The 19,794-nt window shown below is 45.6% G+C and carries 22 protein-coding genes and 5 pseudogenes; 7 read left to right on the forward strand and 20 right to left on the reverse strand.

What is annotated here, in order from left to right; genetic code table 11:
* Nucleotides 1-14: 14 nt before the first annotated feature.
* The 8 genes and pseudogenes from NST29_RS10960 to NST29_RS10995 all read right to left on the reverse strand — a co-directional run bounded on the left by NST29_RS10960 (nt 15) and on the right by NST29_RS10995 (nt 6,577).
* On the reverse strand, nt 15-1,148 hold the full coding sequence (locus NST29_RS10960) for an IS4-like element IS5377 family transposase (RefSeq protein ID WP_015375695.1): 1,134 nt from the start codon (nt 1,146-1,148) through the stop codon (nt 15-17).
* A 104-nt stretch (nt 1,149-1,252) separates the two neighbouring features.
* A pseudogene (locus tag NST29_RS10965) lies at nt 1,253-1,594 on the reverse strand (sugar ABC transporter permease); the annotation flags it as partial.
* On the reverse strand, nt 1,594-2,712 hold the full coding sequence (locus NST29_RS10970; RefSeq protein ID WP_033843592.1) for an ABC transporter ATP-binding protein: 1,119 nt from the start codon (nt 2,710-2,712) through the stop codon (nt 1,594-1,596). The gene NST29_RS10970 and the pseudogene NST29_RS10965, both read right to left, overlap by 1 nt.
* 342 nt (nt 2,713-3,054) lie before the next feature.
* Nucleotides 3,055-3,795 carry an MgtC/SapB family protein gene (locus NST29_RS10975; protein ID WP_051962674.1) on the reverse strand — a complete coding sequence of 247 codons (741 nt, stop codon included), beginning with the start codon at nt 3,793-3,795 and terminating at the stop codon, nt 3,055-3,057.
* Nucleotides 3,796-4,174: 379 nt separating this feature from the next.
* Nucleotides 4,175-4,486 (reverse strand): multidrug efflux SMR transporter, encoded by a 312-nt coding sequence (locus NST29_RS10980; protein ID WP_033843591.1) that lies wholly within the window; start codon nt 4,484-4,486, stop codon nt 4,175-4,177.
* Between the two features lie 11 nt (nt 4,487-4,497).
* Complete coding sequence (locus NST29_RS10985; protein WP_324697413.1) at nt 4,498-5,220, reverse strand: glycerophosphodiester phosphodiesterase family protein; 723 nt, start codon at nt 5,218-5,220, stop codon at nt 4,498-4,500.
* Nucleotides 5,221-5,727: 507 nt separating this feature from the next.
* Nucleotides 5,728-6,129: a sporulation protein gene (locus NST29_RS10990; protein ID WP_033022036.1), complete on the reverse strand. Its 402-nt coding sequence runs from the start codon at nt 6,127-6,129 to the stop codon at nt 5,728-5,730.
* Nucleotides 6,130-6,325: 196 nt separating this feature from the next.
* On the reverse strand, nt 6,326-6,577 hold the full coding sequence (locus NST29_RS10995; protein ID WP_033022033.1) for a hypothetical protein: 252 nt from the start codon (nt 6,575-6,577) through the stop codon (nt 6,326-6,328).
* Between the two features lie 588 nt (nt 6,578-7,165).
* Between NST29_RS10995 and cspD the strand changes: the two genes are divergently transcribed.
* Both cspD and NST29_RS11005 read left to right on the forward strand, forming a co-directional pair.
* A complete protein-coding gene (cspD, locus tag NST29_RS11000) occupies nt 7,166-7,366 on the forward strand; it encodes a cold-shock protein CspD (RefSeq protein WP_003251474.1) in 201 nt (66 codons plus the stop codon).
* 128 nt (nt 7,367-7,494) lie between these two features.
* On the forward strand, nt 7,495-7,764 hold the full coding sequence (locus tag NST29_RS11005) for a DUF2564 family protein (RefSeq protein WP_033022030.1): 270 nt from the start codon (nt 7,495-7,497) through the stop codon (nt 7,762-7,764).
* Nucleotides 7,765-7,840: 76 nt separating this feature from the next.
* On the opposite strand, the pseudogene NST29_RS11010 reads toward NST29_RS11005, so the two are convergent.
* The 8 genes and pseudogenes from NST29_RS11010 to NST29_RS11045 all read right to left on the reverse strand — a co-directional run.
* Nucleotides 7,841-8,143: pseudogene (locus NST29_RS11010) on the reverse strand (pre-toxin TG domain-containing protein); the annotation flags it as partial.
* Between the two features lie 267 nt (nt 8,144-8,410).
* Nucleotides 8,411-9,007 carry a hypothetical protein gene (locus tag NST29_RS11015; protein WP_231559819.1) on the reverse strand — a complete coding sequence of 199 codons (597 nt, stop codon included), beginning with the start codon at nt 9,005-9,007 and terminating at the stop codon, nt 8,411-8,413.
* Between the two features lie 43 nt (nt 9,008-9,050).
* Nucleotides 9,051-9,356 carry a hypothetical protein gene (locus tag NST29_RS11020; protein ID WP_131385757.1) on the reverse strand — a complete coding sequence of 102 codons (306 nt, stop codon included), beginning with the start codon at nt 9,354-9,356 and terminating at the stop codon, nt 9,051-9,053.
* Between the two features lie 213 nt (nt 9,357-9,569).
* A complete protein-coding gene (locus tag NST29_RS11025) occupies nt 9,570-9,875 on the reverse strand; it encodes a barstar family protein (RefSeq protein WP_033022020.1) in 306 nt (101 codons plus the stop codon).
* Nucleotides 9,876-9,888: 13 nt separating this feature from the next.
* Complete coding sequence (locus NST29_RS11030) at nt 9,889-10,224, reverse strand: ribonuclease domain-containing protein (protein ID WP_268746097.1); 336 nt, start codon at nt 10,222-10,224, stop codon at nt 9,889-9,891.
* Between the two features lie 90 nt (nt 10,225-10,314).
* A pseudogene (locus NST29_RS11035) lies at nt 10,315-11,036 on the reverse strand (pre-toxin TG domain-containing protein); the annotation flags it as partial.
* Nucleotides 11,037-11,599: 563 nt separating this feature from the next.
* Nucleotides 11,600-11,926, reverse strand: coding sequence for a hypothetical protein (locus tag NST29_RS11040; RefSeq protein ID WP_033843136.1), 327 nt, complete (start codon nt 11,924-11,926; stop codon nt 11,600-11,602).
* Between the two features lie 16 nt (nt 11,927-11,942).
* A complete protein-coding gene (locus NST29_RS11045; RefSeq protein WP_231559818.1) occupies nt 11,943-12,938 on the reverse strand; it encodes a pre-toxin TG domain-containing protein in 996 nt (331 codons plus the stop codon).
* A gap of 180 nt (nt 12,939-13,118) precedes the next feature.
* Between NST29_RS11045 and NST29_RS11050 the strand changes: the two are divergent.
* Nucleotides 13,119-13,294 (forward strand): annotated as a pseudogene (locus NST29_RS11050) (transposase); the annotation flags it as partial.
* An 86-nt stretch (nt 13,295-13,380) separates the two neighbouring features.
* Here NST29_RS11050 and NST29_RS11055 read toward each other — a convergent pair.
* Nucleotides 13,381-13,578: pseudogene (locus tag NST29_RS11055) on the reverse strand (hypothetical protein); the annotation flags it as partial.
* 331 nt (nt 13,579-13,909) lie between these two features.
* On the opposite strand from NST29_RS11055, the gene NST29_RS11060 reads away from it, so the two are divergent.
* Together NST29_RS11060 and NST29_RS11065 are read left to right on the forward strand one after the other, a co-directional pair.
* The gene (locus NST29_RS11060; protein ID WP_231559817.1) at nt 13,910-14,077 is read left to right on the forward strand and encodes a hypothetical protein; all 168 of its coding nucleotides are present in this window, start codon (nt 13,910-13,912) and stop codon (nt 14,075-14,077) included.
* A gap of 301 nt (nt 14,078-14,378) precedes the next feature.
* Nucleotides 14,379-14,663 (forward strand): hypothetical protein, encoded by a 285-nt coding sequence (locus NST29_RS11065; RefSeq protein WP_033843585.1) that lies wholly within the window; start codon nt 14,379-14,381, stop codon nt 14,661-14,663.
* Nucleotides 14,664-14,696: 33 nt separating this feature from the next.
* On the opposite strand, the gene NST29_RS11070 is transcribed toward NST29_RS11065, so the two are convergent.
* Both NST29_RS11070 and NST29_RS11075 read right to left on the reverse strand, forming a co-directional pair.
* On the reverse strand, nt 14,697-14,912 hold the full coding sequence (locus tag NST29_RS11070) for a zinc-finger domain-containing protein (protein ID WP_033022432.1): 216 nt from the start codon (nt 14,910-14,912) through the stop codon (nt 14,697-14,699).
* Nucleotides 14,913-14,918: 6 nt separating this feature from the next.
* The gene (locus tag NST29_RS11075; RefSeq protein ID WP_033022433.1) at nt 14,919-15,584 is read right to left on the reverse strand and encodes a ribonuclease H family protein; all 666 of its coding nucleotides are present in this window, start codon (nt 15,582-15,584) and stop codon (nt 14,919-14,921) included.
* A gap of 189 nt (nt 15,585-15,773) precedes the next feature.
* On the opposite strand from NST29_RS11075, the gene NST29_RS11080 reads away from it, so the two are divergent.
* Both NST29_RS11080 and sspL read left to right on the forward strand, forming a co-directional pair.
* Complete coding sequence (locus tag NST29_RS11080; protein WP_033022434.1) at nt 15,774-16,700, forward strand: DMT family transporter; 927 nt, start codon at nt 15,774-15,776, stop codon at nt 16,698-16,700.
* Between the two features lie 171 nt (nt 16,701-16,871).
* Nucleotides 16,872-17,009, forward strand: coding sequence for a small, acid-soluble spore protein L (gene sspL, locus NST29_RS11085; protein ID WP_033022435.1), 138 nt, complete (start codon nt 16,872-16,874; stop codon nt 17,007-17,009).
* 36 nt (nt 17,010-17,045) lie between these two features.
* Here sspL and acnA read toward each other — a convergent pair whose 3' ends face one another.
* Nucleotides 17,046-19,766, reverse strand: coding sequence for an aconitate hydratase AcnA (acnA, locus tag NST29_RS11090; RefSeq protein WP_033022436.1), 2,721 nt, complete (start codon nt 19,764-19,766; stop codon nt 17,046-17,048).
* Nucleotides 19,767-19,794: the final 28 nt, after the last annotated feature.

Consider the following 19,794-nt stretch of genomic DNA (forward strand, 5'->3'; position numbering starts at 1 on the left):
AACACGAGTGTTGATTATCCAAAATTATACATACGCCTTCCATAAATTTGGGCATACTCAAACAAAGCAGCGGCCATCCCGGATTTCCAATCGAGAGGAAGCTGCCCAGAGAAAAAACGGCGAACGAACGAAATGAAGGAAAGAGAGACGTTCGTCTGTTTTTTGGTTTGATCATACAGCCATCGCAGCAGCACATACGCGATGAACGCCGCAAACAGTTGGTTGTATACCGCATTTTCCGTCGTGCCAAACAAGGTCGGGACATTCAGATATTGCTTCACCCAACGGAAAAAGACCTCAACAGTCCAACGTTGTTGGTACATGTCGGCAATGGTTTCCGCAGACGCATGGAAGAGGTTCGTCACGACCCGAATGTCGCGGCCATTCGCATCTCGAAAGATCACCACCCGGTGACGCTTGGTGGAGCGGCATTGTTTCGTCCCCAACTGGCACGTGAAGTCGGCTTGAACCGATGAGGATGTGCTGGAAAGGCGTTTCAAGCTTTTTTTCTGATGAAGTTCGATGTTGTCCTTCATCCGAATGACAAAGAGCTGATGCTGCTCCACAAATCGATCGAGGCGTTCGATTTTGAAATACGCCCGGTCTTCCACCAGCACTTGTTGAGCGTTCGTCAACTGTTCTCCCACCGGGCCATCATGACGCAGTCCGATGGTTTCCACCACGTCTGCCGGCAACGAGGATTCCGGCGAATACGCGACGTGCAGCTTCACTCCGGCGCGTTCGCCGTGATACGGCGCCCATGGCAGGCGGTTTTTCCCGACCGTGACGGTCGTCGAATCCACCACCCGAAGCGGTTTGGGAAACCGAAGCGAACGGCGGGTTTGGCGGTTGCACTTGGAAATGATCAACGCCAACAAGCGTTTCATGATGTCATAGGGAACTTCTTTCGCTTTCTTGGATACAGTTGAATAATGGAATCGCGGCAATCCATACAGAGGCCCCACATCGGCTCCGTGGCGAAAGCTTTTCCATTGATGCATGGCGGCCAGCAGGAAGAAGTGAATCAACTCGCGCAACGTAAAGGTTCGAGACGAATCACGATACCCAACCGCTTCGGCAATCAGTTGAATCTCTTCATCCGAAACAAGTTTTTGCATCAAATTCGGGAGTGTGGTATGCTTGTTCATAGAGAGCACCTCCTGGGTTTGTTTGTGTCGCTACTCACATTCTACAGGAAAGGTGCTCTTTTTTCTATACCCTTTGGATTTTATTGGATAATCAACACGCCTGACGTCCGAAATAATTGTATCCCTTTTAATTTTTCATTTGCTAAAAGAGCCAAAAATAGAGAAATTACAACAGTAGGAGGAACCGTATATAAAACGAACAAGAATGTGGCCTTCATGCTTTCATGAAAGTTTTGATCTTCCAATAAATAGATAAAATTATCAAAACCTACATATTTGGTTGGTACACCTTGAAAATTGGTTGTGTGCATACTTAAGTAAGTTGTACGAATCATTGGATAGAAAACAAATACAGAGAACAATAAAAGAGAAGGAACTACATACAACATACGCCCCATCGTTGATATAAAATTCTTTAGCTTATTCATACTGTCTCCCCTCTTCATCAACTTGATATCATTTTCACATCATTTAAATAATCCGATAACTGATTTATCAACATTCCTGTCTCTTTATCAAAAATGCAGATCTTATCAGTCTCAACACTTATGCCTACCTCCTTTCCAATGGGGATATCTACCTGACCATTACATCTAATAAACATCTCTTGCCTTCCTAGCTCCACTGTGATAATTGTTTCGGTCCCTAAAATCTCTTTATATTTAACAGAAAAATTAAAATTAATCGAACATCGATTATTTACATCAGTTATGTTTAGATGCTCTGGACGAATCCCAACAATTATCTCTTGGATACTACGCTTTTGTTGGAATCGTAATGATCCTAGACGATGCCCCCCATCTAAGATAATTTCTCCGTTCTCTATACACCCCGGTATTAAATTCATTGGAGGTGCACCGATAAATGACGCAACAAACGTGTTAGAAGGAGAGTTATAGATTTCTAATGGTTTACCTATTTGCTGAACACGTCCATTTCTTAAAACCATGATTTTATCTCCCATAGTCATAGCCTCTACTTGATCATGAGTTACGTATATCATTGTAATTCCTAATCTTTTTTGTAGCTGCTTTATTTCTTTACGCATATTGGTTCTGAGCTTAGCGTCTAAATTAGACAATGGCTCATCCATTAAACACACTGGATCCTCTGAAACAACGGCCCTAGCTAATGCTACTCTTTGTCTCTGTCCCCCTGATAATTCCCTAGGTTTTCGTTTTAAATACTGTTCAAGTCCCATCATCTCTGCAACATCTTTGCATTTTTTTATTTTTTCTGTCTTACTCATATTCTTTTTTTTGTACAACCCAAACAAAATATTTTCTTCTACAGTAAGATGAGGATATAACGCATAATTTTGGAATACCATTGATAAATTTCTCTCACTCGGATCTAGGTTATTAGCGACCATACCGTCCATTTTCAAAATTCCTTCAGTAATATCCTCTAGTCCAGCAATCATCCTTAGCAACGTGCTTTTTCCACATCCCGAAGGACCTAGTAGAACAAAAAACTCACCAGATTCTATAGTTACATTAACATCGGAGACGGCTTTTACGTCATTTTTATAAATTTTTGATACATTAATCAATTCAATTTTCAATGATATCACTCCTTGTATATATAAGTTGAAATTTTGTTTTACATCCTGCTGATTACTGGACTCGTTCTATCATAATCAACTTGTACTTAGATGAAACGCGCAACGAAAAATCGGAAATTCTTTATTGCAACTTATATAGTATGTTTAGAAGAATTTTTTAATCGAATTTCGAGTTGGCTATGCCTTTTGCCAATCGTATATCCTTGGGTGACTGGCAATATCAGCTGACAATCAATCAAATGCTTGGTAAAAGCTACAAATGTTAAATCTTCAAATTGCACTATATACACACCAAGGATATTTTTGTATATCCACAAATAACAACGATATTAATCAAATAAGTTAAAGTGTCGGGGCCGCTTCTTCCCATTTTTCTTTGAGTAATGCTTTTTTATCATTACAATCAACTACCCTAAAACCTTGTATTGAATTCAAACACCTTATAAAATCAACTAGACAGCCATTCTGCTTATATTTAACAAGAATAATAATATTCAAACAATAAACACCGTTTGATTCTGTATATTCACAAAACTTCACCGCTTCCATAATTATACCGTAATTTTCTAAATAATTGTTTATTTCTCTAAAAGGATTGGATTCTTCATCGTGAGTAATCTGCAATTTTATATATCCGGAACTATAAAAAAACTTTGATTCTATTGCTCTTAGACCAAAAGCATTCACCAAAACAACAAAAGTAACAACATAAGCAGGAGTATAAAAACCTGCGCCTACACATAATCCGATTGCAGCTACAACCCAGAGAGTAGCTGCAGTGGTAATTCCCGATACTTTCTTATCTGACCTTCTCATGATAACCCCTGCACCCAAAAAGCCTATTCCACTAATCACACCATGAGCCAAACGTGCTGGATCAAATCGTGCATTCACATGATCTATCATATTTTGAAAACCATAAGTTGATAAAATCATAATCAAAGCAGAACCTACTGAAACCAGTAAGTGTGTTTTAATTCCAGCTTGTTTATCCCTCAAATCTCTTTCCCAACCAACAATGCCACCTAACAATGCAGCCAATGATATTCTTTCAATTATTGAGAAAGTAGAAATTTCGAACATAAAATCCTCCTTTATATATATACAATATAGACTCCCTTGACCAAAAATTTCGTCACCATCGGAGAGATGAAAATATCCCTATGTTGAACGCTGCCACTTTACGCATTTTAGAGTTCGGGTATTTTCAGGATGATGCAACGAAAAAATTTAACATATCCTTGACGAAAAAGTAGCTTGTCTATTTTCTCGACTGTCGGAGGCAAGACCTCGTCACACCTTGGCGTGACGGAAGACCGAACAACCACCCGCTTCACAGACCCATAGCGGCGTGGTTCGGTCGCCCGACAGTCGATCAAATGCCGGTTAGCTCTGTAAAAGCTGCAAATGTTAAAAAAGTTGCTCCTTACTACAGAAATATAAAAAATAAAATAACGAAAAATCAATATATTCTTAACAACAATACTCCTATTATTATCATAAAAATACCTAGACCTTTCACTATATTAAACTCTTCATTAAAAAAAATTACCCCAATTAATGAAATGAAAGTTATCCCTAACCCTGACCATATCGCATAGGCTACAGAAACATCTATCCCTTTGAGAGCGATACCCAAGGACGCAAAGCAAATTGTGTAACACATTACTACTAAAAGAGTTGCCCAAATACTATTAAAGCCATTAGAAAGTTTTAATGATACTGTTCCTAGTATCTCAAAAGAGATTGCTATCGCTAAAAAAATCCAAGCCAATATTAAGCACCTCAAATCATCTTGTTTGCAAAATCCGTAAAAATACCAAATATACCTTTACTCTTAGCTATTTCATAAATATTGTTATCATTAACAGTGTAGACACACACATTAATTAAATTGCAAAGCATATCAACTATATCAGACTGCAAAAACCTTATATCAGTATGGACATATTTTGCATTAACTATTTTAGATAATCTCATTATTTCTTTCACTGAATAATTATTATTCCATTCTATTAATAAAGCCAACGAAACTTCTTTGTCTAGATTTCTTAATTCTATTAAATTCTCAAAAATGAAAGAAGAAAAAATAATATGATGATTGGGGGAATCATACTTTTTGATAACATTGATTAATTCTCTTAGAAATTTCCTCTGAGAAAATTCCTTGTTTTTTAGTTCTATATTTACTAACATTCTACCTTCAATATTGCTTAACCATTGTAACACCTCTTCTAAGGTAGGGATCTTCTCGTCTTTATATAAATGATCAAACCAAGATCCAGCATCAAAATCCTTGATCTCGTCAACTGTAAAGTCTTTTACAAACCCTTTCCCATTTGTTGTTCTATCTATCTTCTCATCATGTATGACAACTATTTTTTCATCTTTTGTAATTTGGACATCCAACTCTAAGGCTCTAGCTCCACATTCATAAGCTTTTTGAAAAGCTATCATAGTGTTTTCAGGATAACATCCGCTAAGTCCTCGATGAGCATAAATTATCATTATGCACACCCTCCAGATAAAAAATACTTCATATGCTAGTTGATAATAACATTCAATTATAAAAATAAAGAAAATTAAAAATATAATAATTGACCTATAACTCATTTCCCTCCTCATGCCGTAGGAGCTGTGGAGAAAGCAGTGACTCTTGGAAGTTTACTAAATAACTTAGGAAGATATCTCTTCCATGGAATGTACTTATAGAAAGATTGTTACAAACGAATGTCACATTTTGTCGCTAGCATTTTTCTTGTATAGGATTTTTTCTCCTTTTAATAGTATAACGGGCTAAATACATTCACCCCCTAACGGTTAAATTTCACGCACAAATGAAGTTTTGGGATCGATAGCCTTTAGAGGAAGCTAACTTCCCCAAGATCCATCAAAAAAGTCAAAAACCCACACACTTCCCCGCTAAGCAACGAGGAACATGTGTGGGTCTCCGCTTCTCCACCACAACGTTATTAACTTGCTTTTAGCATATCATCTTTTGAAAACGCTGTCAAGCTATTTCTTCGGCAAAATTTGCACATAATCGAAGTCGAGCGTATCGACCGCGTCTTCGATCTGAAGGCGGGTGATAAACCGGTACGACCGGCCAGGGCGCGATGGCGGCAAGGTTTCCGGAATCGTGTAGGAAAACGGAATCTCCTTTTTCTCGTTCGGCTTGATCGAAAACGCACCGGCCGCTGGAATGACGGCGACAATGTCATCGAGCTCCTTGCCGTTTTCGATTGTTTTTTGCACAAGCTCCACATCGAGCCGCTCGATCCTTTGTTCCACCGTTCCGCCGTAAATGTGGACGGTTCCTTGAATCCTATCTCCCTGTCGCCATAACGATTTATCTAAGACCAAGTCGACGTGCGCCGACCCGACTCCGACCTTTGACATCATTTTGCGCAACAGCATCGTTGTCACCTCATTTTGCCTCTCTTGTCACATTCAATATTACGAAAAAAAACCACCGCCCGTTTCAGCCAAACGAAAAAATAAACAGACGCCCCCGCCGATGCGGCCACGTCTGTCCCAAGGCGAAAACAGGCGAACACGTTTTTGTTACCGCTTACATTTAAAATTACCGTATTTGCTTTCAATTGTCAATCAGCTATTCGTACACGTTTTCGGTTTCGATAATATAGTCGATCCGGATCACGGGAACCTCTTGCTGCTCCACTTCAGCAACGATCAAGCCGACGCGGTCGTGATAGATACAAAATGTGTCTTGCCCTTTGCGAAACGCTGATTCTCCATACGAAAGAACCATGTGGTAAATTTTGTTGTCGCTGAAATAGCGGCGGCTGACCCGACTGCCCAGTCGGACGATCACTTCTTGACCCGCGATTTTCCCGCGGTACATCCGCTTCTCCCCCTTTTCGCCGTTCCTATTCCAATGTATGGCTTTTTTTCCCCGTTCATGACTTTTTCCTTAGATGACTGGTGAAAAACAACCAATTGGCTCGATTGGGGAGAAGTCACGAGGAATGAAATGATGACGTTGCAACGTTTTTTGGTTTGGGAACACTGTCGGAGAGCAGTATTTCTCCTTAAATCACCGGCCTCTTAGAAGGACGGTGATCTCTAGGAGACCGGTGATTTAAGCGGACAAGCCGTTTATCAAACCCGTTTTTCAAATAGAAAAGCCTCGTCGCATCACGATCACCTTTCAAACGATTCCCCATTGCTCAAAAGAAACAACCGTTTTTCACCAGCCTTCTAGGCAACATGCCTGTTTGGCGATGGTGAAACAATTTTTTTCGGAAATTTCCTTTCTTTTGCTTGACGCGGTGACGCCCGGTAGTGTATAGTTAAGTCATCACATAACAGAATATATTTCAGGCATTCAGCATGAAGGCGCACCTTGGATTGCTGTGGAGTATATTTTGTTATTTGATAAAATCTCAAGGTTAGCCGATTAGGCTAAAAGTATTAGGAGGAATTCAGCATTATGCAACGTGGTAAAGTAAAATGGTTTAACAATGAAAAAGGTTACGGTTTCATCGAAGTGGAAGGCGGTTCGGACGTATTCGTACACTTCACAGCCATCCAAGGTGAAGGGTTCAAAACGTTAGAAGAAGGCCAAGAAGTTTCGTTTGAGATCGTCCAAGGAAACCGCGGACCGCAAGCAGCGAACGTTGTCAAATTATAAAGCTTCGTTGACATAGACGAAAGAACGGGAGCGGAAACGAAAGGCACCTTGCACAGTCAAGGTGCCTTTTTCCATTTCGATGCATAGATTCAGTCAAGAGGCAAACAATAGCAAAGGGAGGTGTTGATATGGCGAATCATGATGCCCACATACATACAGGCTACAACGATTTGAAACAAGTGGAACTGTTCGTGGAGACGGCGGAAAACATGGTCGGCCACGCCACAATGCAGCTCGACCCCGAGATGATTCAGCACGCCGAACGAGCGGTGCAAAACGCCCGCCATCAGCTAGCTCGCGCTCGCCAAGAAGCAACGGGCACAGACGATGATGTTCTCGCCCGCTGCGAACAGCGGCTGGCCCGCGCCGAACATCAGCTGCGCGAGGCGCAGTCATAATCCGAATCGAATGGGGGTCCCAAAAGGTGTGGACCCCATCCCATACCCATCAAGTTAAGAATTTTGGTCTTTGGCTATCATAGCGCACGACATGTTTCGTTTTCGATAGGACAGATGCCGCCTCTATCGTCTTGGCGCCCTTGATTGCCGCTTTTCCCGCCATTCCGACCCCTTTAGCAGGAGGAGCCATCGACGCAAGCAACATTCCCCCTGCCAGCAAACGGTCTCCTACAGAAAGGCGCTCGCCGGTAATCGGATCGTACTCGCCAAACACGCGCTGCACGTCGTACCAACCAAGAAGCTCCAATCCGAATTCTTTCATGTTATCGGCCAGCGTCTCGTCCGCTTGGCGCATCGCCGCGGCGGTATGGTAAATAATACTCGATTTTGTTGTTTTTTCTTGGCATGTATCGTTTATTTCTGCCTTATCCCCTCCCTAAGCTTGAGCAACTAATCATATCTCCCCCAATATATGCTTGCAATTTTCCTGCTTAATTTTGAACATGTAAAAAGGCTCATTCCTCCTTACCAGTCAAGTTGGAATAAGCCTTTGAAAGCTCGTCTAAGATATTTGTCAAGTTTTTAATTGTTTGGTTTATTGTTTTTGCTTTACGATCTTGTTTTAGGAACTGTAAATTCCTAACTACTATTCATTCCCTTCTGCCATTTCTTTCCATTCTACTTCCTTAGATTGAAAGTTTAGTATTATTACATCGTCTCCCCCATGAAGAACTATTTTAATACGCTCACCACATCCATCAAATGGAAGTAAATCAACCTCTAGTATTTCACTACTATCAAGATTGAATAATTCAGGTTCAGTTTTGTAGAATGTTACATCAGAGAATATTAATATGCCAAGTTGCATTTCCGGGTCAGTTTCAACATAGTAAGATTGCTTCCACTGACACAATTCTAAAGTTATCTTTAATTGCTTATTGACTTCATCATATTCTAATTTCTCTACAAGACTATCAAGAAGGTTGTAAGCTTTAATAAATTCTGATGGTTTCATGTTTCTCCTCCCAAGATATGGTTCTATGTGAGATGCTTTCGAGCCTTTTGGCACTGGATTGCCGTTAACATCAAGATAATAATCTCTTTTACCTGTACTATTTGGATTATATACATGATAATGATCTTTACCTTCAAAACCATTTGCTCCTGGTTTTCCGGGATCAAATCTAACCTTCATTCCAGTTTCAGGATCGATAAACTCTCGTGAGTTAGTATTTTTCGCCATTCCTTCCGGTGTAACATCTTTCCATCCATTGTTGATTAATTCCTTAAAGGCCGGTGAAAAAACGCTGTTTGCCTCGATCGATGATGGAACGCGTGAACATAGAAGCTGATGCAACCGGTTTTTCTATTTGAGAAACGATTGCGAGAAGCGGTTGTGTGAGTAAATCACCGTCCCCCTTAGGATCCTTTGGCAAGTTATTTATAGAAAATTTAGCTTTACCTGTACCCTTAATGGAAGAATGACTTGACTTGGGTATACGATCAATGGCCTCTCCTTCCATTTTCTTCATCATATGAAGAGTAGCATCTTCGACTTCATTTCTCGCTTCACTCATCCACACCTTTGGCACTGGTCCAACTCCCGCATACGCCGGCTGCCGTGAAACGGAGGCGACGCTTTTCACACAATCGCTGTAAGTCGTACCAGTCAAGAAGCTCCAAGCTGGATTCTTGTAAATAAGCCATGGTCAATTACTCTTAAAAATTAATTACAATCAATGGTTACTGAACGATTGAAAAGACAAAAACCTTGAAAGTCCTACAGCCAATCAAGGTTTAGTATGTTATTTATAAATCACTTGACACTTCCAAAGAGGATATTGTTCGTTAAAGTCTTTGAGGATATTCATCAGCGTTTGAGAGTCTTCTGGTAGTTTCCGTTCAATATGATCCCAGCCTTCAAAAATTAAAATTTCAGGCAATTCAACAAGACCAGTAATCGCATCCCAGAATGCATCCCAATTCATTCCATAAAAATCCGGTAAATCAAGCTCTTTTTTTAATAGAGAATGGAGTTCCTTAGAATCTTGAATATGACTCACATCTAACGTAACTTGTTTCCTACTTGATTTATCCTTTAATAAATCCATCATATCCCATCCTTTACTTATATGTTCCAATAAAATGCACGGTTTTATAATGATCAGTCGTAATATACATTAATCCATCATTCGAGTAGAGCAATCTTGTTCCCGGTTGTTTACTTCTAGACATTGTATTACTTAAACCTACATCTGCCTCGTACCACACTCTGCCCTCAGTGTTCGGTAATAGATTAGAAGTGTTTTTGAATATATCCCCTCCAATTTGTCCGCCCGGCACGTAATTATGAAGCGCTTTTCCTAGTGCCCAACCTTTTTGCATTGCCGCTGTCTTACTAACATAATTTGGAGGGAGTTGACCTGTTTTCCTTAAACTATCAACTAGAGGATTAGCCAACTCTGTAACTTTAAGAACCTCCTTGTACTTCGCGTATAATGCGATGTTGTCAGCTCCCGTTTTAACTAGATTCTTACCAGCTATCTCCCTCTCAACTTTCTTTATTATGTTGAGGGACGCATCTTTCGCTCCATCCTCCAAAAAGTGAGACACCGGTCCAACTCCCGCATACGCCGGCTGCCGTGAAACGGAGGCGACGCTTTCCACTAAATCATCCCATTGCTTCTTGAACAAACGGGCTGTTTCCGCAAACGGCGCTTTGACGACTTGCTGATAAGTCGTTTCGAAGATCGCCTTTATCTTATCATAGCGCACGACATGTTTCGTTTTCGATAGGACAGATGCCGCCTCCATCGCTTTGGTGCCCTTGATTGCCACCTGCCGGCCCCTTTAGCAGGAGGAGCCATCGACGCAAGCAACATTCCCCCTGCCAGCAAGCGGTCTCCTACAGAAAGGCGCTCACCGGTAATCGGATCGTACTCGGCAAACACGCGCTGCACGTCGTACCAACCAAGAAGCTCCAATCCGAATTCTTTCATGTTATCGGCCAGCGTCTCGTCCGCTTGGCGCATCGCCGCAGCGGTGCGATAGAGCAGCTCTTCGGCTTCGTTGAGCTTTTGTTCATAGCACCACAACCAATGAATCAATTCCTCCCGCAGCGCTTCGATGGCAGGCGTGCTGACGCCGGGGAGGTCCATCGCAAGGGAAGAGGGCTCCCATGACAGCGTCATCCGCGCCCGCTGGCACACATCTTCGGCATCGGGAATGTGCTTCGCGACCGTTTCTAATTCATCAGGTCTCAGCCGAATCATCGCCCGCACGGCTCCCTCGTGGTTGCGATGTATAGGCTCGTTCGATCAACCTCCTCATTCGTCGGCTCCTCTATCCCCCGTTTTCCTGTATCCATCGTGTCCGACCCGCTCAGCATTTCGCTTCACTCCTTCATTTGCGTTCACCATAAATGGTAACAGAAGTAATAAAGGTATAAATTATGATTTTTATACCATTTTTTCATGAATTGATTAGTTATATTTACCTATTTTTTACACAAAGAAGTATACAAAAGATCGTTACCATTTTCTTTATGAACTGAAACTAATATATGATCATTCCTTGGAGGAGCACATGCAAGCTCACAACGGGATGAATGCGAATCGGACAAACGATTTAAAGCGGTTTGCTTGTATCGAAAAATCGATCCGTGCCCCTATACATCCTTCTCAATTCGGAGGGGATGCCATCGAGTGCTACCTCAAACCCCACAATCGAATGGGCACGAATGTCTGTGATACGATGCTACTCCTCTATAATTACTTGTATCTCCACAAAAATATAGGTCACGGGAACTAAAATATCCTCGCAACCTATTATTAGTTTAGATGCTTAAATCAATCATAAAGTTAGGTGTAACTTTAACTTCGATTACCGGCTCTTTACTTTGTTGCTTTAGTATTATTAGTTTTGATTTCTCTACCCTAATTTCCTCTACATTTTGTATTTCAATATCATATAATGGATTTTGGAGTTGGTTATGGTCCAACCTTATTGTTACATATTGGTCATAAACCGAGAAGGAAAGTGCTAATTCTAATCCTAGGGAACCTTGCACTTGATATTTGTAAATTTCAGCTTCTCTATCAATTATTATTGGTTCACTATTGAATAATTCAAGCAGTAAATATTCATCATATTTAATTGCCATGAAAACCTCCCTCACCTTACTTCGGAATTACCGTGATAACATCACCTTTTGTGTTTGTAATTACAGTAACATCTTTACCATCATATTTTAGTGTATTTGGTCTATTTCCAGCAGTAGGTTTTACATTTCTAATTGTATCCTCTACAACCATCGGTGGAACACCCCTTGGGTCAACAAAATTTTTAAATTCTTTAGTACCTGGCTTTAATCCCTTTTCAAGGGCTCTTTTTTCTAACTCAGCCCTAACCTGGATAGTATCAGGTGCCATTCTTTCTAACGAGTGTTCTGAATATCTTCTTCCACCTATCTCGCCGCCTCCACGGGACATATCCCATCCATTATCATATTTGCCTATACCCTTAGCGAAAGAATTACTTGACTTGGGTATACGATCAATGGCCTCTCCTTCGATTTTTTTCGTCATATGGAGAGTGGCATCTTTCACTTCATTCCTCGCTTCGTTCATCCACACTCTAGACGCTGGACCAACTCCAGCATATGCCGGCTGCCATGCAGTGGATGCGACGCTCTCCACCAAATCATCCCATTGCTTCTTGAACAAACGGGCTGTTTCCGCAAACGGCGCTTTGACGACTTGCTGATAAATCGTTTCGAAGATCGCCTTTATTTTATCATAGCGCACGACATGTTTCGTTTTCGATAGGACAGATGCCGCCTCCATCGCTTTGGTGCCCTTGATTGCCGCTTTTCCGGCCATGCCGGCCCCTTTAGCAGGAGGAACCATCGACGCAAGCAACATTCCCCCTGCCAGCAAACGGTCTCCTACAGAAAGGCGCTCGCCGGCAATCGGATCGTACTCGCCAAACACGCGCTGCACGTCGTACCAACCAAGAAGCTCCAATCCGAATTCTTTCATGTTGTCAGCCAGCGTCTCGTCCGCTTGGCGCATCGCCGCGGCGGTGCGATAGAGCAGCTCTTCGGCTTCGTTGAGCTTTTGTTCATCCCGAGTTCGACAGTTTTGAGGCCATTTTAGGCAAATGAAAATGGCCAAAATGCTTTGATATCAAGGAGTTCACGATGTGGCCCCTAGAAAAAAAACGCCGAATTCCATAGGCACACGACTTGCCTATTTTAACTTTTAAAAGAGCTGAATATCGGTTATAATATAGACATGTACATACGACAAGTTACACGCAAAAAGAAAGATGGAATCACCGTAGCTTAACTCCATCATGAATCGTGGCCGAACGTAAGAGACGAATGCGAACGTCTCATGCTTGGACATTTTTCTTCAAAAAACGGCGACCTTGGTCAACGACCGAACGGACGGCCAAACAAGTGCAACTCTTTGCGGCTCTAGGGCTGGAGCCTCCTCCGAAGATTCTAGGCATCCATCCTTGCACCTAGATACACGCCCAACGTATGCCCAAATGCCTCTCGTCCATTTGGTATCAAGGGATGAGAGGCATTTTGTTTGCCTAGTCACTGTCGAACTCGGGTTCATAGCACCGCAGCCAATGAATCAATTCCTCCCGCAGCGCTTCGATGGCAGGCGTGCTGACGCCGGGGAGGTCCATCGCAAGGGAAGAGGGCTCCCATGACAGCGTCATCCGCGCCCGCTGGCACGCATCTTCGGCATCGGGAATGTGCTTCGCAACCGTTTCTAATTCATCAGGTCTCAGCCGAATCATCGCCCGCACGGCTCCCTCGTGGTTGCGATGTATAGGCTCGTTCGATCAACCTCCTCATTCGTCGGCTCCTCTATCCCCCGTTTTCCTGTATCCATCGTGTCCGACCCGCTCAGCATTTCGCTTCACTCCTTCATTTGCGTTCACCATAAATGGTAACAGAAGTAATAAAGGTATAAATTATGATTTTTATACCATTTTTTCATGAATTGATTAGTTATATTTACCTATTTTTTACACAAAGAAGGTGGAACACGTATACATCGGCCATGAGCGCTTGTCTGTTCCACGGTTGATTTTCCGCCGTCTGACGGCGGAAGAATGGCAAAAACGGATGGCGTATGTGCAAAAAAAAAGAAAAGGGAAGGCGCTGACACGCCAAACCCTCGAACAGAAGAAATACCACATCTTACCGACGAATTTACCACAAGAGTCGTTTGGTCAACAGGTTTATGAGCTCTATTCCCTGCGCTGGCCAATTGAATTGTTGTTTAAAGCCTAGAAGGCTGGTGAAAAAACGCTGTCACACATCAATCATCGCATTTTCATTCAGAAAAGAAGGCTGTTTCTACGAGGTTTCTCTAATTGAGAAATAGGTGGAAGCAGTAGTATTTTGCACTAAATCACCGGCCTTCTAGAAGGCTGGTGAAAAATCGCCGTTTGCCTCGATCGATGATGGAACGCGTGAACATAGAAGCTGATGCAACCGGTTTTTCTATTTAAGAAACGATTGCGAGAAGCGGTTGTGTGAGTAAATCACCGCCCCCTAGAAATCTGTATTTGATTGGGAGAAAGTCAAGAAGATGAAGAAAGAACGTTTCGAATGCCATTTATACGGGACGTTGATTGCCATTTTGGTCACCCAGACGTTTCTGTTTCACGCTCGGATGTATTGGCATCAAAAGGAAGACATTCAAATCAGTGAACGGAAAGCACTCGATCTTCTCCAATCGTATTGGCACCAGTTGCTTTTACGTTCGCCTAGGGCGGAAATCAACCTTTCCTCTCTCCTTTCCCTGTTGCGAAAACATGCCAAGAAAGATCGAAGGAAAGAGAAAGAAACGGCATCGGATATCTTAACGAAATGAGGGATAGGGTAGAAGCGGTGCCGTTCCGTCGCCCTATTGACGCGGACGGGGCGGGGCGGAAAGCAGCATTTCCCCGTACTGCCGCATCTGTTCGCCCACCGTGCAGCGCTGAATGCAAAACGACTGGGCGTACGTTTTTCCGTACTCTTTGCGGAACGTGCTCTTTAAAAAGCAGCCATCACAGTACATTTCTTCAAGCTGAGCGATTTGTTCCAATATTTCTTTCCGTCGGTTTCGCTTCTTTCCCATCGAACCTTACCCTTTCTCTGTCAATTCCATCCGGCTTGTGATCAGCTGCCCGGCAAGCGCTTGGCGGGCGAGCGCGTCCGCCTCTTTATTTTGCTTGCGGGAAATCGGTTCATACAACGGGTCGATGTGAAGCTCGCGCAGTTTTGCCTCGATACGGTCGAGCCAAGCGTTGTAATCGTCTTCAAAGCAAGGCCAGTCGCCCGACAGCTGCTTCAAGACGACGTGAGAATCGCCGCGAAACGTCACCGGCAAATGATGGACGCCAAGCTCCTCAAGCAGCTGCATCACAAACCAAAACGCCGCATATTCGGCCTCGTTGTTCGATTTGATTTCGCTGAGGCGGCGGTTGGCGCGCAGCCGGTAGCGCTGGTCGTTTTGCTTGTAATACACGACCGCGCCGACACCACCTTGGGAAGTTTGATGATCGAACCCGCCGTCAAAATAAACGACGACTTCATGCGGTTCGGCCGCGATTTCTTCAAGAAGTTTGCCAAGCTCCTTTTTCGACCATGCCGTGCCGTTTCGATCCATGAACTCGAGCGCCTTCGTCCGCCCGGTTTTTTCAAAATCGCCCGCGATGGCGAGCGCGTCTTTCGCCTCGAGCCATTCCGAAGTCAACCGCACCGCCTGTTTGTTGGGTGTGACGTACGTCCAATGAATTTGCACCTCCAACGTTCTGCCACCCTTTCGCATCACGATGATTGAGGCTGCTTTTTATTTTACCACACTCGTTCCCGTCTGTTCATCGTTTTCCGCCTCGATCGCTCTGTTTCAAAAAAGTATGTTTTTTTCAACGCATTTATGATACACTAGCGGCTAGCAATTGCTTATCGCCAAGACAAAAATAAGGAGGGAATCCAATTGAAGCAGCAAACCGTCGCTGATCTTAGTTTATTGGCCGTGACTTTCGTCTGGGGAGCGACATTCGTTGTCGTCCAAAACGCCATCTCTTTTTTGCAGCCGTTGTCGTTCAACGCGGTTCGCTTCGGCTTGGCCGGCTTGTTGCTGCTCGGCTGGATGGCCATCATGTCTCGCCCGCTGCTGCGAAATTGGTCATGGCGCGCGGTCGGCGCCGGAGCTTGGATGGGCCTCTGGCTGTTTGCTGGCTACGCCTTTCAAACGGTGGGGCTTCTCTATACGACGTCGTCCAAAGCAGGGTTTATTACAGGGTTGAGCGTCGTGCTTGTGCCGCTTTTTTCCTTTGTGTTGGGAAAAGAAAAGCCGACGGTCAATGCGACCGTTGGAGCGGTTCTCGCTGCCTTCGGACTGTACTGGTTGACGGGCGGAGCCGAGCTGTCGTTCAACCGCGGGGATCTGTTCGTCTTTTTGTGCGCCATGTCATTTGCCATGCACATTATTGTGACAGGTCGGTATTCCTCTCGCTATTCCACCCAAGTGTTGACGATGGTGCAAATTTTTACGGTGGCCTTGCTTTGTTTCTTATTTGCTTTTTTGTTGGAAGACGCCTCGCAGATGTGGAATGTTGCTGTGCTCCGCCGCCCGGAAGTATGGGGAGCGCTCGCCGTGACATCGCTGCTGGCAACGACCGCCGCTTTTTTGATCCAGACGGCGGTGCAAAAACATACGACGCCCGCCCATGTCGCTCTCATTTTTGCCACCGAACCTGTGTTCGCTGCTTTGACGGCGTATCTTTGGGTGGGGGAACGGCTGTCGCCATCCGCTTGGCTCGGCGGCTTCGCCATTTTGGCCGGCATGGTGTTTGCCGAACTGCCTAGCGTGCGCTTACGGAGGAAGCGGTGGCGGGCAAAGCGGAACATCTCCTCATAGCAGGACCATATCGAAGAAATCTTCTCTCTTCACTGAATACCCGGCAAACTGGAACATCTATAGCAAGGGCGGCAGACGCTGTCCTGTGTGAAAAGGGGGACAGCTCTTTTCCTCCTTTGCATATAGTTTGGCCGAAAGCGGTCATACTATCCGTGAGCGGAGGTGAAAGCGATGACCAAAAACGGCGGCCGCAATCGCGGCTCGAAGGCGCCGGGCGTCAACCCGCAAGGCTTTGGCCAAGACGGAACGTTCACCCCGGATCCAAAAAGCAAGCTCGAAAACGCGGCGAAAAAGCGGAACACAAAATAAAGCAGGCTTCCCGATGCGGAAGCCTGCTTTTTGTCGTTATTGCTTTACTTTCGCCAGTTTTTCGCGCAGCACCATTTGCAAAATGCCGCCGTGGCGGTAGTAGTCGATTTCGACTTCGCTGTCAAAGCGGACGATCACGTCAAACTCTTTTTTCTCACCCGTCTCTGGGTTCGTCGCCGTCACTTTGACAAGATCGCGCGGTTTGACGTTTTCATCGATGTGAATGTCAAACACTTCTTTGCCCGTCAAGCCGAGCGTTTCCGCGTTTTCGCCTTCTTTAAATTGCAGCGGCAGAACGCCCATCAACACAAGGTTCGAGCGGTGGATGCGCTCAAAGCTTTCGGCGATGACCGTCTTGATGCCGAGCAAGAACGTCCCTTTCGCCGCCCAGTCGCGCGAGCTGCCCATGCCGTAGTCTTTGCCGGCGACGACGACAAGCCCGGTGCCGTCCTGTTTGTATTTCATGCACGCGTCATAAATCGACATCACTTCACCGGTCGGCCAGTACGTCGTGTAGCCGCCTTCCGTGCCCGGCGCGATTTGGTTGCGGATGCGGATGTTGGCGAACGTGCCACGCATCATCACTTCATGGTTGCCGCGCCGCGAACCGTACGAGTTGAAGTCTTTCGGCTCGACGCCTTTCGAGATCAAATATTGGCCGGCTGGCGTGTTTTTGCCGATCGAACCGGCTGGTGAAATATGGTCGGTCGTGACCGAATCGCCGAATTTGCCGACGACGCGCAAGCCGGTAAGCGGTTCGACTTGGCGCACATCCGGGGACAGCCCTTCAAAGAACGGCGGATTTTGGATGTACGTCGAGTTTTCGTCCCATTGGTAAAGCGGCTCATCCGTCGTTTCGATGGCGTTCCAGCGCGGATTGCCGTCGAACACGCGCTCATATTCTTTGCGGAACAGTTCCGGATCGACCGCCCGTTTGACGACGTCTTTCACTTCTTCCATCGACGGCCAAATGTCGCGGAAGTAAACGTCATTGCCGTCTTTGTCTTTGCCGATCGGCTCGTTGAGCAGATCGATGTCGACCGTGCCGGCGAGCGCATAGGCGACGACCAGCGGCGGCGACGCCAAATAGTTGCCTTTCACTAGCGGATGGATGCGGCCTTCAAAGTTCCGGTTGCCGGACAGAACGCTTGTGACAAGCAAATCGCTTTCCGCGAGCGCTTTTTCGAGCTCCGGCGCGAGCGGGCCGGAGTTGCCGATACATGTGGTGCAACCGTAGCCGACGATGTTGAAGCCGAGCTGCTGGAGATACGGCAGCAAACCCGAGTCACGCAAGTAGCCGGTGACGACTTTCGAGCCCGGCGCAAGCGACGTTTTCACGTATTTCGGCACTTGCAAACCTTTTTCGACCGCTTTTTTCGCCACCAAACCAGCCGCCACAAGGACGTATGGGTTGGACGTATTCGTACAGCTCGTGATCGCCGCGATGACGACCGCGCCCGTTTTCAGCTTGACTTGTTCACCGTTCAGCTCGACGGTAATTTCCCGCTCCAAATCCGCTTCCGTCAGGCCGAAGCCTTGGTTGCCTTGCGGGGCTTTCACCGCTTCGCGGAACGATGGTTTCATTTTCGAGAGCGGGATCAAATCTTGCGGCCGTTTCGGTCCGGACAAGTTCGTTTCGATTTCCGACAAATTGATTTCGACGACGTCCGTAAACACCGGCTCCGGCGCGTCCGGCGTGTAGAACAAGCCGTTCGCTTTGCAGTACGCTTCAACGACTTGAACGTGATGCTCGTCGCGGCCGGTCAAGCGCAAATAGTCGAGCGCTTCAGCATCGACCGGGAAGAAGCCGCACGTCGCTCCGTACTCCGGTGCCATGTTGGCGATCGTCGCCCGGTCGGCAAGCGGCAAGGTCGCCACGCCCGGTCCGAAAAATTCGACGAATTTACCGACAACGCCTTTTTTCCGGAGCACTTGCGTCACCTTAAGCGCCAAGTCGGTGGCCGTCGCTCCGTCCGGCAACTTGCCCGTCAGGCGGACGCCGACGACTTCTGGCACTGGGAAGTAGGACGGTTGGCCGAGCATGCCAGCTTCCGCTTCGATGCCGCCGACGCCCCAGCCGAGGACGCCGATGCCGTTGATCATCGTCGTATGCGAGTCCGTGCCGACAAGCGTATCCGGGAACGCTTCGTATTCGCCGTTTTCCCCTTCGACTGCATGAACGACGCTAGCCAAATATTCCAAGTTCACTTGGTGGACGATTCCTGTAGCCGGCGGAACAGCCCGATAGTTGTTAAACGCTTTTTGCGCCCATTTCAAAAACTTGTACCGCTCGGCGTTCCGTTGAAATTCCAAGTCCATGTTGTACTCGAGCGCATCGTCCGATCCGTAACGGTCGACTTGCACCGAGTGGTCGATGACGAGATCGACCGGAATTTCCGGGTTGATTTCATACGGATCTCCGCCCAAATCGGCCATCGCTTTGCGCATGGAAGCCAGATCGACGACGGCAGGCACGCCGGTGAAGTCTTGCAAAATGACGCGCGACGGCTTAAACGGCACGTCGATATCTTTCATTTCCGGCGTTCCCCATTTCGCCAAGTTCTCGACGTGCTCTTTCGTAATGACGCGGCCGTCGACTTGGCGAAGCACCGATTCAAGCAACACTTTGATCGAGTACGGCAGGCGGCTCACCTGACCGATGCCCGCTTCTTCAAGCGCTTGCAAGCGGTAATAATTGTATTTTTTACCGTTGACTTCGAATGAAGAGCGGGCGTTGAATACATCTTGTTTCGCCATATGTACAACCCCCTTCACTTCACAATAA

The organism is Geobacillus sp. FSL W8-0026 (assembly GCF_037966255.1).
GTDB classification, from domain to species: domain Bacteria; phylum Bacillota; class Bacilli; order Bacillales; family Anoxybacillaceae; genus Geobacillus; species Geobacillus icigianus.